Source organism: Streptomyces sp. NPDC040405 (assembly GCF_055595765.1).
Window position 1 is genome coordinate 18737 of the sequence record NZ_JBVIVI010000016.1, and the last position, 17099, is coordinate 35835.

General features: G+C 72.1%; 15 protein-coding genes. 9 read left to right on the top strand and 6 right to left on the bottom strand.

Going from position 1 to position 17099, the window contains the following annotated elements; translation table 11 throughout:
• Nucleotides 1–7 precede the first annotated feature (7 nt).
• A complete protein-coding gene (locus ACZ59A_RS39400; RefSeq protein ID WP_470969192.1) occupies nt 8–460 on the top strand; it encodes a Zn-ribbon domain-containing OB-fold protein in 453 nt (150 codons plus the stop codon).
• Nucleotides 457–1647: a lipid-transfer protein gene (locus ACZ59A_RS39405; protein WP_470969194.1), complete on the top strand. Its 1191-nt coding sequence runs from the start codon at nt 457–459 to the stop codon at nt 1645–1647. Before ACZ59A_RS39400 ends, ACZ59A_RS39405 begins: the two co-directional genes overlap by 4 nt.
• A 25-nt stretch (nt 1648–1672) precedes the next feature.
• Here ACZ59A_RS39405 and ACZ59A_RS39410 read toward each other — a convergent pair whose 3' ends face one another.
• From ACZ59A_RS39410 to ACZ59A_RS39425, 4 genes are read right to left on the bottom strand one after another with little or no spacing between them, the layout of a single operon-like run.
• Nucleotides 1673–2266 (bottom strand): GTP-binding protein, encoded by a 594-nt coding sequence (locus tag ACZ59A_RS39410; RefSeq protein WP_470969197.1) that lies wholly within the window; start codon nt 2264–2266, stop codon nt 1673–1675.
• Nucleotides 2247–2642: a DUF742 domain-containing protein gene (locus ACZ59A_RS39415; RefSeq protein WP_470969199.1), complete on the bottom strand. Its 396-nt coding sequence runs from the start codon at nt 2640–2642 to the stop codon at nt 2247–2249. Before ACZ59A_RS39415 ends, ACZ59A_RS39410 begins: the two co-directional genes overlap by 20 nt.
• Before the next feature lie 15 nt (nt 2643–2657).
• The gene (locus ACZ59A_RS39420; protein WP_470969202.1) at nt 2658–3083 is read right to left on the bottom strand and encodes a roadblock/LC7 domain-containing protein; all 426 of its coding nucleotides are present in this window, start codon (nt 3081–3083) and stop codon (nt 2658–2660) included.
• Complete coding sequence (locus tag ACZ59A_RS39425) at nt 3080–5638, bottom strand: sensor histidine kinase (protein ID WP_470969204.1); 2559 nt, start codon at nt 5636–5638, stop codon at nt 3080–3082. The genes ACZ59A_RS39420 and ACZ59A_RS39425 overlap by 4 nt, the downstream gene beginning before the upstream one ends.
• Before the next feature lie 317 nt (nt 5639–5955).
• Between ACZ59A_RS39425 and ACZ59A_RS39430 the strand changes: the two genes are divergently transcribed.
• Entirely contained in the window at nt 5956–6423 is a 468-nt protein-coding gene (locus ACZ59A_RS39430) for a hypothetical protein (protein ID WP_470969206.1), read from the top strand.
• Here ACZ59A_RS39430 and ACZ59A_RS39435 read toward each other — a convergent pair.
• Together ACZ59A_RS39435 and ACZ59A_RS39440 are read right to left on the bottom strand one after the other, a co-directional pair.
• Complete coding sequence (locus tag ACZ59A_RS39435; RefSeq protein WP_470969208.1) at nt 6368–7567, bottom strand: NAD(P)/FAD-dependent oxidoreductase; 1200 nt, start codon at nt 7565–7567, stop codon at nt 6368–6370. The genes ACZ59A_RS39430 and ACZ59A_RS39435 overlap by 56 nt on opposite strands.
• A complete protein-coding gene (locus tag ACZ59A_RS39440; RefSeq protein ID WP_468055964.1) occupies nt 7567–7905 on the bottom strand; it encodes a bifunctional 3-phenylpropionate/cinnamic acid dioxygenase ferredoxin subunit in 339 nt (112 codons plus the stop codon). Before ACZ59A_RS39440 ends, ACZ59A_RS39435 begins: the two co-directional genes overlap by 1 nt.
• A 149-nt stretch (nt 7906–8054) precedes the next feature.
• Here ACZ59A_RS39440 and ACZ59A_RS39445 point away from each other — a divergent pair, with 149 nt between their 5' ends.
• The 6 genes from ACZ59A_RS39445 to ACZ59A_RS39470 all read left to right on the top strand — a co-directional run bounded on the left by ACZ59A_RS39445 (nt 8055) and on the right by ACZ59A_RS39470 (nt 16981).
• On the top strand, nt 8055–8852 hold the full coding sequence (locus ACZ59A_RS39445) for an IclR family transcriptional regulator (protein ID WP_470969210.1): 798 nt from the start codon (nt 8055–8057) through the stop codon (nt 8850–8852).
• A gap of 300 nt (nt 8853–9152) precedes the next feature.
• Complete coding sequence (locus tag ACZ59A_RS39450; RefSeq protein WP_470969212.1) at nt 9153–10238, top strand: S-(hydroxymethyl)mycothiol dehydrogenase; 1086 nt, start codon at nt 9153–9155, stop codon at nt 10236–10238.
• Nucleotides 10238–12697 (top strand): GcvT family protein, encoded by a 2460-nt coding sequence (locus ACZ59A_RS39455; RefSeq protein ID WP_470969215.1) that lies wholly within the window; start codon nt 10238–10240, stop codon nt 12695–12697. Before ACZ59A_RS39450 ends, ACZ59A_RS39455 begins: the two co-directional genes overlap by 1 nt.
• 78 nt (nt 12698–12775) lie before the next feature.
• Entirely contained in the window at nt 12776–13933 is a 1158-nt protein-coding gene (locus ACZ59A_RS39460; protein ID WP_470969217.1) for an aromatic ring-hydroxylating oxygenase subunit alpha, read from the top strand.
• Nucleotides 13930–15399 (top strand): aldehyde dehydrogenase family protein, encoded by a 1470-nt coding sequence (locus tag ACZ59A_RS39465; RefSeq protein ID WP_470969220.1) that lies wholly within the window; start codon nt 13930–13932, stop codon nt 15397–15399. The genes ACZ59A_RS39460 and ACZ59A_RS39465 overlap by 4 nt, the downstream gene beginning before the upstream one ends.
• Nucleotides 15400–15436: 37 nt before the next feature.
• On the top strand, nt 15437–16981 hold the full coding sequence (locus ACZ59A_RS39470; protein ID WP_470969222.1) for an APC family permease: 1545 nt from the start codon (nt 15437–15439) through the stop codon (nt 16979–16981).
• Nucleotides 16982–17099: the final 118 nt, after the last annotated feature.

The following is a 17099-nucleotide window of genomic DNA, read 5'->3' on the forward strand; positions in this document are numbered from 1 at the left end:
AGAGACCGTGGCATCTGCGCGTACGCCCGTGGTCGCCGGATGGTTCACCTCCGGCGACGGGGAGTTCCGGCTGCTGGGCACCCGCTGCCGGGGCTGTGGCACGGTGCACTTCCCGCGCGAGGACGCCTTCTGCCGGGCGCCCGGGTGCGCCGGTGAGGAGCTGGACGAGGTGCCGCTGTCGCGGCGCGGCCGGGTGTGGTCGTACACCGACGGCCGCTACCGCCCGCCCGCCCCGTACCCGTCCGATCCCGCGCGCGACTGGGAGCCGTACACGCTGATCGCCGTGGAGCTGGCCGCCGAGCGGATGGTGGTGCTCGGACAGGGCGCGCCCGGGGTGACGGTGGCGGATCTGGCCGTCGGGATGGCGGTCGAGGTGGTGCCGGGGGTTCTGGCCGGGGAGGGCGGGCAGAGCTGGACGACCTGGCACTGGCGGCCCGTCCCCGAGGAGGGCGGGTCATGACCGGCGAAGTGGCGGTGGTCGGCGCCGGGATGCACCCGTGGGGCAAATGGGGCCGGAGCTTCGTGGAGTACGGGACGAAGGCGGCGCGGGCGGCGCTCGCGGACGCCGGGCTCGACTGGCCGGACATCGAATCGGTGGTCGGTGCGAACACCGTGCGCTGCGGCTATCCGGGCCAGGTGGCGGGGGCGACCTTCGCCCGGGCACTGGGCTGGCAGGGGGCGCGCGTCACCAGCGTGTACGCCGCCTGCGCGTCCGGCGCGCGGGCCATCGACACCGCCCGCGCCCAGATCCTGTCCGGAATGGCGGAGACCGTGCTCGTGGTGGGCGCGGACGCGGCGCCCAAGGGGTTCTTCGCGCCGTCCGGCGGCGACCGGCCCGACGACCCGGACTGGCTGCGCTTCCGGGTGCTGGGTGCCACCAACCCGGCGTACTTCGCGCTGTGGGCGCGCCGCCGGATGGCGGTGTACGGGGACACGCCCGAGGACTTCGCGGCGGTCAAGGTGAAGAACGCGGCCGCGGGGGCGGCCAACCCTCACGCCCGCTACCGCTCCCCCGTGACCGCCGAGGAGGTGGCCGCGTCGCCGGTGGTGGCCGATCCGCTGCGGCTGCTGGACATCTGCGCGACCTCGGACGGGGCCGCGGCGCTCGTGCTGAGCAGCGTGGACTTCGCGCGGCGGCACGGGGTGGCGGAGCCGGTCCGGATCCGGGCCGTCTCGTCCGTATCACCCCGTCATCCGCGGACCGCGCTCGATCTGCCGGACATCGCCACCGACTCCGCCGCCGGGCCGGGTCCGGTGCCGGATCCGTTCCGTCCGTCGATCGCGCGGGCGGCGTACGAGGAGGCGGGGATCGGGCCGGAGGACCTGTCGCTCGCCGAGGTGTACGACCTGTCCACGGCACTGGAGCTGGAGTGGTACGAGGACCTGGGGCTGTGCGGCGCCGGGGAGGGCGCGAAGCTGCTCCGGGAGGGCGCGACGGCGCTCGGCGGCCGGATCCCGGTCAACCCGAGCGGTGGTCTCGCCTCCTTCGGGGAGGCGGTTCCGGCGCAGGCCATCGCCCAGGTGTGCGAGCTGGCCCAGCAGTTGCGGGGGCGGGCAGGCGCCCGCCAGGTGGCGGGGGCGCGGGTGGGGATCACCGCGAACCAGGGCCTGTTCGGCCATGGTTCGTCGGTGATCGCGGTCCGCTGACGGCCGCCCCCGCCGGCCTGCCGGGTCAGCCGGTGGCGGCGGTGGCGAGCAGGGCGTGCTCCACCACCGATATCAGCACATGCTTGACGGACTCGCGCTCGCGCGCGTCGCACATCACCACCGGGGTGCCGGGGTCGAGGTCCAGCGCCTCGCGCACCGACTGTTCCGGGTAGCTGTCGGCGCCCTCGAAGCAGTTGACGGCCACCGTGAAGGCGATGTCACGCCGCTCGAAGTAGTCAACGGCGGCGAAGCAGTCCTCCAGCCGACGGGTGTCGGCCAGCACCACCGCGCCCAGCGCGCCGGTCGCCAGCTCGTCCCACAGGAACCAGAAACGGTCCTGTCCCGGGGTGCCGAAGAGATACAGCACCAGGTCCTCGCGGAGCGTGATGCGCCCGAAGTCCATCGCGACGGTGGTGGTCTTCTTGCCCTCCACCCCCGCGATGTTGTCGACCGGTCGGCCCGCCTCGGTGAGGAGTTCCTCCGTGCGCAGCGGCTTGATCTCGCTGACTGCGCCCACCAGCGTCGTCTTTCCCGCACCGAACCCGCCCGCCACCAAAATCTTGAGCGTCACGGGTTCGATGATGTGGGGGCGGCCCGGGTCAGAGTGCCCGTAGACCATTGATCACCTCGCGCAGAATCCTCTCGTCCGGCAGTTCCGCCGGAGGTACGGGCCGGGACACTCGGACGAGTGCCGCGTGGAGCAGGTCACCGATGAGTACGCGGACCACGCCGACCGGAAGGTCCAGCTCGGCCGCCAGCTCGGCGACGGACTGTGGGGTGTCGCGGCTGAGTTCGACGATGTCGATGTGCTCAGGTGACAACGTCTGGTCGGCAACGGTCCCCGGTCTCATACGGTCGGCGACGACGACGGCGATCAGGTCGAGCTTGTCCTCGGCGGCGCTGCGCGTGCGGCCCCGCGTCATGGCATAGGGCCGGACCACCGGTCCGGCCGCGTCGTCGAACCAGCGGTCGTCGGTCGCACCGTCTCCGGTCATCTCCCCCCGCCTCCGTCACCCACCGGATCGCGGAACGGAGCCCAGATGCGCGCCCACCCGCTTGACCAGCAGCGTCATCTCATAGGCTACCTGTCCGACGTCCGAGTCGGCATCGGCGAGCACGGCGAGGCAGCTGCCGTCGCCCGCGGAGGTGACGAACAGGAAGGCGTCGTCGAGTTCGACGACGGTCTGCCGGACACGGCCGACGTCGAAGTGGCGGCCGACCCCCTTGGCAAGGCTGTGGAATCCCGAGGCCACGGCCGCCAGATGCTCGCCGTCCTCCCGGGACAGATCGCGTGAACCGCCCTTGGGCAGTCCGTCGCCGGAGAGCACCAGCGCCTTGCGGATGCTGCCGACCCGGCCGACGAGTTCGTCGAGCAGCCAGTTCAACTCGCCCGACGGTGCCGATCCGTTGCGTGCTGCGGCGTTCGATGCGGTCATCGCCCGTCCCCCTCATCTCTCGTTCCTGGTGCCGTGTCCGACCCGCCGGGACCGGTGGCCGTCTGCCGCCGACCGCGCTGCCATCCCCGTTGCAGCGAGGCCATGGTGGCCCTCGCCTGTTCGGCGTCGCGTTCGGGATCGGTGTCGGCTGCGTACGGTTCCGTCTCCCCCGGTGGTTCGGGGTCGTTCTTCAACTGCGGGGCGAGGTTCGCCTGCCGTACCCGCTTGGGGAGCCCGGAGGCGGCGCCGCCCGGCGGCGCCGGGGCCGGCGCCTGGTCCTGGCGCCGGTCCTCGCCGTCGTTCTCGTGGTTCAGGGCCTGGTGCGCTCCCTCGTCCGGGCGCTGCTCCCGGCGCTCGGCCCAGGAGGGCCGGGTGTGCCGTCCGGCCGCGCCGCCGTCGACCGGGTGGCCGTGGTCGGAGACCAGGACCGGCGGCACGCGGCGGGGCAGTGGTGCGGGGCCGCCGTCGCGGGCGCCGGACCGGCTGTCGGGCACCTGCTGGTGCTGTTCGGCGGCGGGCGCGCTCACCACGGACGGGGACGGGCCGCCGGGCCTGCGCTGCTTCGGCAGGGCGGCGCCGCGCTCGCGCCGCTCGTGACGGCCGGTGCCGGCGTCCTCGCCCGGGCCGTCCCCGCCCGCGCCGTCCGCGCCGGGGCCGGATTCGGTGAGCAGGGCGGCCGGGATCAGCACGACGGCGGTGGTGCCGCCGTACGCGGAGGGCTGGAGCGAGACCCGTACGCCCTGCCGCTGGGCGAGCCGGCTGACCACGAACAGGCCGAGCCGGTCGGTGTCGGACAGCTCGAACTCGGGGGTCTCGGCGAGCCGGAGGTTGGCCTCCGTGAGGGCGTCGGACGTCATGCCGAGCCCCCGGTCGTGGATCTCCAGCGTGAAGCCCTTGGCGACTCGCTCCCCGTGCACCTGGACGGCGGTGTGCGGCGGGGAGAAGACGGTGGCGTTCTCCAGGAGTTCGGCGATGAGGTGGGTGAGGTCGCCGACGGCGGGGCCGCTCACCGCGATCCTGGGCAGCCTGCGGATCTCGATCCGCTCGTAGTCCTCGACCTCGGCGACGGCGCCGCGCACGACGTCCATCAGCTGGATGGGTTTGCGCCACTGCCGGGAGGGGGCCGCGCCGGAGAGGATGACCAGGCCCTCGGCATGCCGCCGCATGCGGGTGGTCATGTGGTCCAGCCGGAAGAGGTCGGCGAGTTCGTCGGTGTCCTCGGTACGCCGCTCCATCGCGTCCAGCAGGGTCAGCTGGCGGTGCAGCAGCACCTGGCTGCGGCGGGCGAGGTTGACGAAGACGTCGGAGACGCCCTGGCGCAGTTCGGCCTGTTTGACGGCGGCCTCGACGGCGGCCCGCTGGAGGGTGTTGAGGGCCTGGCCCACCTGGCCCATCTCGTCGGGGCCGTGCCGCAGACGGGGCGCCTCCCGCTCGACGTCGACCTGCTCGCCCGCGCCGAGGCGGCGCATCACGCTGGGCAGCCGGACGCTGGACGCCTCCTGGGCGTCGCTGCGCAGCCGGGACAGGTCGCGGACCAGGCCGCGACCGATCCGGACGGAGACGAAGACCGAGACGACGAACGCGAGAAGGCCGAGGATCGCGGCGGCGCCCGCCTTGTACAGGACGCTGTTGGCCACCGGGTCGATGCGCTTCTGGAGGCGGTCGGTGGCCTCGTCGCCCAGCCGGTCGTAGTCGTCGAGGACGGGCCCGGCCGCGTTCTCCCAGTGCTCCCGGTCCAGCGCGGCGATCGCCTGGCGCGGCTCCATGGTGGCCAGGACCTTGCCCTCGGCGATGCGCAGCGCCGCGGGGGCGGCGTTGGTGCGCCGGTAGTCGGCGAAGACCTTCTGCTCGGAGGCGGGCAGGATCGGCAGGTTGGTGTTGTAGAGCAGGGTGCGCTCGGCGATGAGGTCGGACATCGACTTGAGGTCGTTCAGCGTCAGCTTCCGGGCCGTCAGCGCGGAGACGTACAGGGCGTCCTCCCGGGACAGGGCCTCCCGGGCGCGGATCATGGCGACCAGCGCGCGGCCCTGCTTGTCCAGGTCGGTGTCGGGTACGGCGTGCAGCGAACTGCGGAAGGCGTAACAGAGGTCGACGAGTTTGTTGTAATACTCAAAGGCAGCGGTCCGCGAGGTACCGTTGTCCTCGACCTTCCGGCGCAGACCGTCGAGACCTTCGGATGCCTTGAGGACGTCGTCGAGCAGGCCCTCGGACTCGCTGTTCATCCGGTCGTGCACGGTGCTGTCCGACTCGGCGTCGCGCAACTGCCGGATGGCCTCGTCCGTTTTGCGCTGCTGGGTGTGGAGCAGCGGCAGCGCGTCGGACTGGCGCGGGTCCGCGAGCAGGATCAGGGTCTGCCTGCGCTCCCGCTGGACGGCATGCACGGCGTCCTCGGCGGGCTGGCCCGCCTTGTCGATGATGGCGGAGGCATCGAGGAGTTGCAGTGCCTCCCGACCGGTGATCACTGTCGCGAAGGCCCAGATCGCCGTCAGCGAGACAAGCGGCACCAGCAACAGCGCCACGATCTTCCTGCGGATGGACTTCCCGCGAAAGCGCATGGCCTCCCCAACGTCGTCCCCGAGGGCCGGGGCGGTGACTGATGTTCTGCGACAACGAGCGGCGTGAGCCTACTACTGAGGCTTGGTCATCCCGAAGGCTTGTCCGAGGCTTACGGGAACTCTCCACATTCGATGATCACCAGTTGTCGGATGATTATCGGACTTAAACCCCGTGACAGCGCACACCGACGGTCGGTCACCGTGCGCGCAGGGCTGGACACCGTTGGCCGGTTTTCCCCTCCCCACGGGAACCACCGATCGCTGCCATTCGTGATCCAACAAGGCACACTAGGGGTGCATACGACCCAAGTCCCGCCATGTGTGACCGACCGGACCGGGGCAGCGCCGAAAGGGGTGGGAACGTCATGGACGCCATGGACAAGGATCGCGACATCCCGGCACAAGATGCCCGGCAGCTCTGGGCCGAGGAGCCCGCCCGCAGGCGGCGGCTGCCCGATCCGGTGCGTACGTCGGCGGTGCGGGCGGTCATCATCGTGGCCGTGACGCTGGTGCTGGCGATGGTGGCGGTGCTGTGCACGTTCGCCGGTTCGTGGTTCGCCTTCCCCGCCGTGCTCACCGCGGTGGCGAGCACGGTGGTGGCGACCTGGGGGGTGCTGGACGTCTGGGTGACCCGCCAGGTGTGGAACCAGCGTTACGGGGTGGTGTCCCGGCCCAGCAGCAGCGCGCGGGAGATGCGCCGGCAGCGTCGGCGCGCCCGTAAGGAGGCGGTCAGCGCGCGGCGGCGAGGCGGGGAGCGCGGGCGAGCTCGCGGCGCAGCCGCGTGAAGGGCTTGGGGCGGTTGACGGCAAGGACGGCGGTGGGGATCTCCTCGCGTTCGTAGACGGCGAGGAAGCCGCCGGGGGCCTCCTCGGGGTCGCCCTCGGCGATCCGGACGGTGTCGCCCGGCTCGCGCCGCCCGGCGAACTGGATGCGCCCGCCGTACTGGTCGGACCAGAAGTAGGGCAGCGCCTCGAAGGGCTGGACCGTGGCCCCGGCGAGCAGGTTGCGGGCGGCGACGGCGCCCTGTTCCGCGGCGCTGGTCCAGTGCTCGGCCCGTACGGTGCGTCCCGTCCCCGGCAGGGCCAGGCGGGCCACGTCGCCGACGGCGACGACGCCCGGCAGCGCGGTGGCGCAGCCCTCGTCGCACAGCACCCCGTCGTCCAGGGCCAGCCCGGAGTCTTCCAGCCATCCGGTGACCGGGCGCACCCCGACTCCGACGACCACCACATCGGCGGGCAGCACCCGGCCGTCGGCGAGTTCGACGCCGGTGACGCGATCGGTGCCGCGCAGGGCGGCGACGCCCGTGCCGCACAGCAGGGTCACGCCGTGCGCGGCGTGCAGAGCGGCGCACGCCTGCGCCATGCGCTCCCCCAGTTGGGGGACGAGCGGCAGCGGCGCGGCCTCCACCACGGTGACATCGAGACCGAGGGCGGCGCAGGAGGAGGCGACCTCGGCGCCGATGAATCCGGCCCCGATGACGACCACCCGGGCCGCCCCCGCCCGCAGCTCGGCGCGGAGGCGGCGGGCGTCGTCGAGGGTGCGCAGGGTGTGCACCCCCGGCGGGGCGGCGGCGCGCAGCGTCCGGGGCGCGGCCCCGGTGGCGATGACGACGCCGTCGGTGCGCAGGGTGCGGCCGTCGGCCAGTCCGACCGCGCCCGCCGCGGGGTCCAGCCGGTCGGCCCGGACGCCGAGCATCCACTCGGCGTCGAGTTCGGCCTCGTCCTCGGGGTCGGTGAGGGCGAGCGCGCCGAGCCCGCCGTCCGGCTCGCCCTCGCCGGTCAGAAAGGCCTTGGAGAGCGGTGGGCGGTCGTACGGGCGGTGGCGCTCCTCGCCGACGATCACCAGCCGCCCGTCGTAGCCCTGGTCCCGCAGGCCCCGCGCCGCGTGCAGTCCCGCGAGCGAGGCCCCGACGACGGTGACCGTCCGCATCACGCGACGGCTTCTTCCTGGACAGCGGGCACCAAGGGGTGGACATAGAGCATTCCGTCCACCACCGTGACCGCATGCGTCCGTACCGGTTTGCGGGCGGGCAGACAGGTGGGCATGCCGGAGCGCAGGTCGAACAGGGCGGCGTGCAGCGGGCATTCGACGTAGCAGCCTTCGAGCCAGCCTTCGGAGAGGGAGGCGTCCTGGTGGCTGCAGGTGTCGTCGATGGCGTAGAACGCGCCCTCGGAGTGGAACACCGCGATGGCCGCGTGGCTGTCGCCGGCCTCGATGCGAACCGACTCGCCTTCCGGCAGATCTTCGATACGGCAGACGGGAATCATTGGCCCCCCTCACATTGATCGGTACCATGCGTTGTTGATGGCGCATCGAAATGCGCGATGCGCAACAGAATCCAGATGAGGAGGGCAGCCGTCAAGAGTTGCCCGTCGAGAGGCCCCACTCGGAGCCGCCGGATGGTGAGATCAGACCCATGACGAACACGACCGAGGACCGGGCCGAGGACAAGCGGGGGGCCTCCGGGGCAGTGCAATCGGTGGACAGGGCAGTCAGCGTCCTGGAGATCCTCGCCAAACTCGGCGAGGCCGGGGTGACCGAGATCGCCGATGCACTGGGAGTCCACAAGTCGACCGCCTTCCGGCTGCTGGGTGTGCTGGAGAACCGCGGCCTGGTCGACCAGGAGCGCGAGCGCGGGAAGTACTACCTGGGCGCCGGGGTGCTCAGACTGGCCGGGGCGGCCGCCATCCGGCTCGACATCTCGCAGGAGGGCGCTCCGGTGTGCCGGGCGCTGGCCGACGAGACCGGCGAGACGGCCAACATCGCGGTGCTCGACGGCGACGCGGCGGTCAACATCATGCAGGCCCGCGGGGCCGCCGCGGTGACGGCCTACAACTGGCTGGGGCGGCGCACCGCGCTGCACGCCACGGCCAGCGGCAAGATGCTGCTGGCCCACCTGACCGGCGAGCGCCGGGAGCGGCTGGTGACGCGCAAGCTGCCGCGGTTCACCGAGCACACGATCACCACCTCGGCGGAGCTGCGGCAACAGCTGGAGACCGCCACCGAGCGCGGTTTCGCCTACTCGTGCGAGGAACTGGAGATCGGGCTGAATGCCGTCGCCGCCCCGGTGCACGGCCACGACGGCGCGGTGATCGGGGCGATCGGCGTCTCGGGGCCGGTGTACCGGATGGCCCAGAGCCAGTTGCTGGATCTCGCCGAGCACGCCATGAAGACCGCCGAGGAGCTGTCCCGCCGCATGGGATTCCCCGGCTGACCAGCCACGACCCACCACCCATCACCCACCCGAAGGGGCCGGATCCGATCCGGCCCCTTCGTCGTGCGCGGGACGGGAACCCGCGGTCAGCGCAGCTTTACGGACGGTTTGCGCGCACCTCTTGACGCACCGAGGACACGGCTTTCAGGATGTCCCTCATCGCGCAACACGCCGCGTCATACGCAACTGGGGGGTAACCAGCGGCCGTTGAACCGGCTGGCTTCCCCACCTCTTTCAAGTGCCTCATGCCAGCTCCCACGCACCGGTCCCTGCCAGCGCAGGAGAACAGAGGAGTGAGCCATGCCGCAAGAAGTCCGCGCCGTCGCCGCGCTGAAAAAGGGCGCACCCGTGGAGGTGCTGCCGGTCCTCGTGCCCGATCCCGGACCCGGCGAGGTGCTGGTGGGGGTTCAGGCGTGTGGGGTGTGCCACACCGATCTGCACTACCGGGACGGCGTGATCGGCGACGAGTACCCGTATCTGCTCGGGCATGAGGCGGCCGGAATCGTCGAGGCCGTGGGCCCGGGAGTCACGGGGCTGGCCCCCGGCGACTATGTGGTGCTGGCCTGGCGCGCGCCCTGCGGCGGCTGCCGCTCGTGCCGCCGCGGCCGCCCCTGGTACTGCTTCGAGAGCCGCAATGCCGCCCAGCCCATGACCCTTACCGACGGCACCGCGCTGACCCCGGCGCTCGGCATCGGTGCGTTCGCCGAGAAGACGCTGGTCGCGGCGGGGCAGGCGGTGAAGATCGACCCGTCCGCCCGGCCCGAGGCGGCGGGGCTGATCGGCTGCGGGGTGATGGCCGGGTACGGCGCGGCCGTGCACACCGGCGGGGTGTCCAACGGCGACACCGTCGCGGTGATCGGCTGCGGCGGGGTCGGCAACGCGGCCATCGCCGCGTCCGCGCTGGCCGGGGCGCGCCGGGTGATCGCCGTGGACATCGACGACGCCAAGCTGGACGCGGCCACCCGCTTCGGCGCCACCGACACCGTCAACTCCCGGGGTACGGACCCGGTCGAGGCGGTCCGCGAGCTGACCGGGGGGCTGGGCGCCGACATCGTCATCGACGCGGTGGGCCGTCCCGAGACCTACCGCCAGGGCTTCTATATGCGCGATCTGGCCGGAACGCTGGTGCAGGTCGGGGTGCCGGACCCGGAGATGCGGATCGACCTGCCGCTGATCGACGTGTTCGGGCGGGGCGGCGCGCTCAAGGCGTCCTGGTACGGCGACTGTCTGCCCAGCCGGGACTTCCCGGTCCTGGTCGACCTCCACCTCAGCCGCAAGCTCGATCTGGACGCGTTCGTCAGCGAGACGATCACGCTGGACGAGGTCGAGCCCGCGTTCGCCAAGATGCAGCGCGGCGAGGTGCTGCGCTCGGTGGTCGTGCTGTGATGGCCGGGGAGCGGCACCAGCGCGTCGTCATCGTCGGCGCCGGGATCGTCGGCTGCTCGCTCGCCGACGAGCTGACCGCCCGCGGCTGGACCGGGGTCACGGTCCTGGAGCAGGGCCCGCTGCACGCCCCCGGCGGCTCGACCTCGCACGCGCCCGGGCTGGTGTTCCGGACCAGCCCCTCCAAGACCCTCACCGAGTTCGCCGTCTACACGGTGGAGAAGTTCTCCGCGCTGGAGGCCGACGGGCTGCCCTGCTTCAACCCGGTCGGCGGTCTGGAGATCGCCACCAGCGAGGAGCGCTGGGCCGATCTGCACCGCAAGGCGGGGCTCGCCGCGTCCTGGGGCATCAGGGGCGAACTGCTCACCCCGGCCCGGTGCGCCGAGCTGTGGCCGCTGCTCGACCCGGAGAAGGTCCTCGGCGGCTTCCACACCCCGGACGACGGGCTGGCCCGCGCGCTGCTCGCCTGCCGCGCCCAGACGGAGCGGGCCACCGCGCGCGGCGCCCGCTTCCTGGACCGGCACACCGTCACCGGGATCGAGCAGGAGGGCGGCCGGGTCACCGGGGTCGTCACCGACCGGGGCACCTTCCCCGCCGACATCGTCGTCTCGGCGGCCGGGTTCTGGGGTCCGCTGATCGGTGCGATGGCGGGCGTCCGCGTACCCCTGCTGCCGCTCGCCCACCAGTACGCGAAGACGGCGCCGCTGCCCGAGCTGGCCGGGGTGAACGACCCGCGGACCGAGGCGAGCGGCCCGCTGCTGCGCTTCCAGGACCGCGATCTGTACTTCCGCGAGCACACCGACCGCATCGGCATCGGCAGTTACGCGCACCGCCCGATGCCGGTCGACCCGGCCGCGGTGCCCGCGTTCGACGACGCGCCGGTGATGCCGTCCTCGCTGCCGTTCACCGAGGAGGACTTCGCGCCCAGCTGGGAGGAGAGCGTGGGCCTCATCCCGGCGCTCGGCGGCAGCCGCGTCGAGGAGGGGTTCAACGGGGTCTTCTCCTTCACCCCCGACGGGATGCCGGTCGTCGGCGAGTCCCGTGAGGTGCGCGGCTTCTGGCTGGCCGAGGCGGTGTGGGTGACCCACTCCGCGGGCGTCGCCAGGGCCGTCGCCGAGTGGATGACCGGCGGACGGCCGTCCCTCGACGTCCACGAATGCGATCCGTACCGCTTCGAGGACGCCCAGACCTCCCCCGCCTACATCGCCGAGCGCGGCGCGCAGAGCTTCACCGAGGTCTACGACGTCATCCATCCGCTCCAGCCCGTGGAGCGGCCGCGCCCACTGCGGGTCAGCCCCTTCCACGCACGCCAGCGGGAGCTGGGGGCGTACTTCCTGGAGGGCGCGGGATGGGAACGGCCGCACTGGTACGAGGCCAACGCCCCGCTCGCCGAGGGGCTCGAACTGCCCGCGCGGGACGCCTGGTCGGCCCGCTACTGGTCGCCGATCGCCGCCGCCGAGGCCAGGGCGACCCGGGAGCGGGTCGCGCTGTACGACATGACCCCGCTCAAGCGGCTGGAGGTCACCGGCCCCGGCTCCCTGGACTTCCTGCAGCGCATGACCACCAATCAGCTCGCGAAGAAGCCGGGCGCGGTCACCTACACCCTGCTGCTGGACGAGGCCGGGGGCGTACGCAGCGATCTGACCGTCGCCCGGCTCGGCGAGCAGCACTGGCAGGTGGGCGCGAACAGCGGCCTCGACCTGGACTGGCTGCTGCGCCACGCGCCCGACGACGTGCACATCGCCGACATCACGCCCGGCACCTGCTGCGTCGGGGTGTGGGGACCGCTCGCCCGGGAGCTGGTCCAGCCACTGACCCCGGACGACTTCTCGCACCGGGCGTTCGGCTACTTCAAGGCCAGGCGGACGTATCTCGGCCATGTGCCGGTGACCGCGATGCGGCTGAGCTACGTCGGCGAGCTGGGCTGGGAGCTGTACACCACCGCCGACCTGGGCCTGCGGCTGTGGGACACGCTGTGGGAGGCCGGGCAGCGGCACGGGGTGATCGCCGCCGGCCGCTCCGCCTTCAACAGCCTGCGGCTGGAGAAGGGCTACCGGGCCTGGGGCCATGACATGACCACCGAGCACGATCCGTACGAGGCGGGCGTCGGCTTCGCCGTCCGGATGAACAAGGGCGACTTCCTGGGGCGCGCGGCCCTGGAGGGCCGCGGCGAGGAGACGGCGCGGCGCAGGCTGGCCTGTCTCACCCTGGACGACCCGGCCGCGGTTGTCATGGGCAAGGAGCCGGTGTACGCCGTCGGCGAGGCCGGGCTCCCCGCGGGCTATGTGACCAGCGCCGCGTACGGCTACACCATCGGCCGCAGCGTCGCCTACGCCTGGCTGCCCGCCGAGGTGGCCGTCCCCGGAACCGCCGTCCACATCGAGTACTTCGGCGAGAAAATCCCCGCGACCGTCGCCACCGAACCCCTCTTCGACCCGGGTATGGAACGCATCCGCCGCTGATCCCCACAGTCGTACGCGCAACGAACTCGTCGACCCCGGCCGTGCCGACCGCCGCCGCGTCCTTTTACGGAGAACCCCATGACCGTGGCTCCCGAATCCCCCGCCGCCACGTCCCCCAGCCTGATCACCACTCTCCCCGGCCCCTGGTACACCTCCCCTTCGGTCTTCCGGCAGGAGCAGGAGCACCTGTTCGAGGCGATGTGGTTCTGCGCGGTGCGCAGCGCCGATCTGGACCGGCCGGGCGCGTTCCGCACCGTGCAGGTGGGCCGGGAGAGCGTGCTGATCACCCGCAACCGCGCCGGTGAGCTGCGCGCGTTCCTCAACATCTGCCGCCATCGCGGCGCCCGGCTGTGCACCGAGGAGTCGGGCACGGTGCGGCGCTCGCTCCAGTGCCCGTACCACGCCTGGACGTACGACCTGGACGGGCGGCTCACCGCCGCCCCGAATCTCCAGCGGATGCCCGATGTGGACCGCACCGAGCGCGGGCTGGTGCCGGTGCGGCTGCGCGAGTGGCTGGGCTACGCCTGGGTGTGCCTGGCCGATGAGCCGCCGTCGTTCGAGGAGACCGTCGTCGGGGCGGTCGCCGAGCGGCTCGGCGACACCGAGGCCGTGGAGCGGTACGGCGTGGCGGGGCTGTCCCTCGGCCGCCGGATCGAGTACGACATCCGGGCCAACTGGAAACTGATCATCGAGAACTTCATGGAGTGCTACCACTGCGCCACGATCCATCCCGAACTCACCGAGGTGCTGCCGGAGTTCGCCGACGGCCTGGCGGCGCAGTACTTCGTGGGGCACGGCGCCGAGTTCGCCGAGGAGGCCCAGGGGTTCACGGTGGACGGCAGCGAGGGCTTCGACCGGTTCAGCGGCATCGCCGAGGAGCAGGACCGCCGCTACTACGCGATCACCGTGCGACCGCAGGTCTTCGTCAACCTGGTCCCCGACCATGTGATCGTCCACCGGATGTTCCCGCTCGCCGCCGACCGCACGCTGGTCACCTGCGACTGGCTGTACGCGCCGGAGGTGGTGGCCTCGGAGCGGGACCTGTCGAAGTCGGTCGAGCTGTTCCACCGGGTCAACACCCAGGACTTCGACGCCTGTGAGCGCACCCAGCCCGCCATGGCCTCGCGCGCCTACCGCCGCGGCGGGGTGCTCGTGCCCAGCGAACACCACATCGGCGCGTTCCACCGATGGGTGACCGACCATGTCCCGCCCCCGGAAACGGAGGAATGCCCATGAGTGATCTCTTCATAGGTGGCCGGTGGACCGAGGCGATCGACGAAATCACCCGGGAGATCCGGTGCCCGGCCGACGGCTCGCTGGTGGCGGTCGTGGACGAGGGCGGCGGCAAGGACGCGGCCGAGGCGGTGGCCGCCGCCCGGCAGGCGTTCGACCACGGCCCGTGGCCGCGCACCCCGGTCGCCGACCGCGCCGATCTGCTGCTGCGGGTGGCCGGTCTGCTGGCCCGCGACAAGGCGGAGCTGGCCCGCGCGGAATCACTGGACACCGGGAAGCGGCTGGTGGAGAGCGAGCGGGACGTCGACGACGTGGTCGCGTGCTTCCGCTACTACGGGCAGCTGGTGCGCGCCGAGGCGGACCGGATCGTGGACACCGGCACCGAGGACGCCGTCAGCCGTGTCGTCCACGAGCCGGTCGGGGTCTGCGCGCTGATCACCCCGTGGAACTATCCCCTGCTGCAGTCCGCGTGGAAGGTGGCGCCCGCGCTCGCCGCGGGCAACACCTTCGTCCTCAAACCCAGCGAGCTGACCCCGTCCACGGCCATCGCGCTGATGCGGCTGCTGGACGAGGCGGGGCTCCCTGAGGGGGTGGCCAATCTGGTGCTGGGGCCGGGCGCCTGGGTGGGCGCCCCGCTCACCGACAGCCCCGATGTGGATCTGGTGTCGTTCACCGGGGGTCTGCGGACCGGGCGCCGCGTCATGGCCGCGGCCTCCGGCACGGTCAAGCGGACCTTTCTGGAACTGGGCGGCAAGAACCCCAACATCGTGTTCACGGACGCGGACTTCGAAACGGCCGTCGACTACGCGCTCGTCGCCGTCTTCCATCACTCCGGGCAGGTCTGCTCGGCCGGTGCCCGGCTGCTGGTGCAGGACCCGGTGCACGACGCGTTCGTGGAGGAGGTGGTGCGCCGCACCCGGGGGATACGGCTGGGCGGGCCGTTCGACGAGCGGGCCCAGACCGGTCCGCTGATCTCGGCCGCGCACCGGGCCAAGGTCGAGGCGTACGTGGCCACCGGGCTCGCGGAGGGCGCCCGGCTGCGCTGCGGCGGCGCCCGGCCGAAGGATCCGGCGCTGGCGGACGGCTTCTACTATCTGCCGACGGTCCTCGACTCGTGCCGCAGCGGGATGTCGGTCCTGGCGGACGAGTCCTTCGGTCCGGTGCTCACCGTGGAGCGTTTCTCCGATGAGGACGAGGCGGTGCGGCTGGCCAACGACACGGTGTACGGGCTCGCGGGGGCGGTGTGGTCCGGCGACGAGGAGCGGGCGCGGCGGGTCGCCTCCCGGCTGCGGCTGGGCACCGTATGGATCAACGACTACCACCATCCGTCGCTGCCGCAGGCGGAGTGGGGCGGGTTCAAGCAGTCCGGGACGGGGCGGGAACTGGGGCCGAGCGGGCTCGCCGAGTATCGCCAGGCGAAGCACATCTGGCGCAACACCCGCCCCAGGCCGCAGGGTTGGTTCGGCTGACCCGCGCTGGGCGGGCTCGCCCGACATTGGAGTCACCGTGTCCGCTGCACAGGATGACGCCGAACTCACCGAGTTCGGCTACCGCCCCGAGCTGAAGAGAACCCTCGGCAGCTTCCATACCTTCGCCGCCGGGATCAGCTACATCTCCATCCTCACCGGCACCTTCCAGCTCTTCTACTTCGGCTTCGCCCAGGGCGGACCCGCCTACTGGTGGTCCTGGCCCATGGTCTTCGCCGGACAGCTCATGGTGGCGCTGTGCTTCGCCGAGCTGGCCGCCCGCCATCCGGTCGCCGGATCCGTCTACAACTGGTCGAAGCGGCTGGGCAACGCGCATGTGGGCTGGCTGGCCGGGTGGATGATGCTGGTCGCCTCCATCGTGTCGCTGGCCGCCGTCGCCCTCGCCTATCAGCTCACGCTGCCGCAGATATCCTCGGCGTTCCAGTTCGTCGGGGACGGCTCCGGTACGTACGACACGGCGACCAACGCGGTGCTGCTGGCCGCGGTGCTCATCCTCTTCACCACGCTGGTCAACGCCTTCGGGGTCAAGCTGATGGCCCGGATCAACACGGCCGGGGTCTTCCTCGAACTCGTCGCCACGGTCGTGCTCATCGTCCTGCTCGCCGTCCATGTGGTGCGCGGTCCGGGCGTCGTCACGGACACCGCGCACACCGGTTCCGGGCAGAACCTCGGCTATCTGGGCGCGTTCCTCACCGCCTCGCTGGCGTCCGCGTACGTCATGTACGGCTTCGACACGGCGGCGTCCCTCGGCGAGGAGTCCCTCGACCCCTCGCGCAACGCGCCCCGGGCGATCCTGCGCGCCCTCATCGCCTCTTTCGTGCTGGGCGGGCTGATCCTGCTGCTGGCGCTGATGAGCGTCGGCAGCCTGACCGGCAAGGGGCTGTCCACGGACGGTCTGCAGTACGTGGTGCTGGACGTGCTCGGGCCGACGGGCGGCAAGGCGATGCTGTGGTGCGTACTGATCGCGGTGACGGTGTGCGCGCTGGCGGTGCACACGGCGGCCGTGCGGCTGGCGTTCGCGATGTCCCGGGACAACAATCTGCCCGCCGCGTCGCTGATGGCCCGGGTGAGCCCGCGCTTCCAGACCCCGGTGCTGCCCGCGGTGATCGTCGGCCTGCTCGCCCTGGCCGTGCTGGCCGTCAACATCCGTCAGCCGCAGATCTTCTCGGTGGTGACGAGCATCGGGATCATCATGATCTACGTGGCGTATCTGCTGGTCACCCTGCCGATGCTGGTGGCCAGGGTGCGGGGCCGGTGGACTCCGGCGGGTGAGGGGCGGTTCTCGCTCGGGCGGTTCGGGCTGCCGGTCAATGTGCTCGCGGTGCTGTGGGGCGCGGGCATGACCCTCAATCTCGCCTGGCCGCGCGACGCGGTCTACAACGCGGCTCCCCCGCACCACTGGTATCTGCGCTGGGGCGCGTTCCTCTTCGTGGGGACGGTCGCGCTCGGCGGCTTCGCCTACTACTGGTTCGTCCAGCGCCACCGTACGGGCGTGCTGGCCGAGCACGCGGCGGTGGGTGGCGCGGACGCCGACAGCGGCGCCTCGGCGGCCGCCAAGGTCTGAACGAGCCTCTGAGCGCTCCGCCGTTCGGGTGATGCGGTGTGCGCGGCGTTGCCTTGCGCCTCACCGGAATGGGTTACTGAGTCCGTCAGTTTCCGGCGGGCCGCCCATCCTTTCCGGA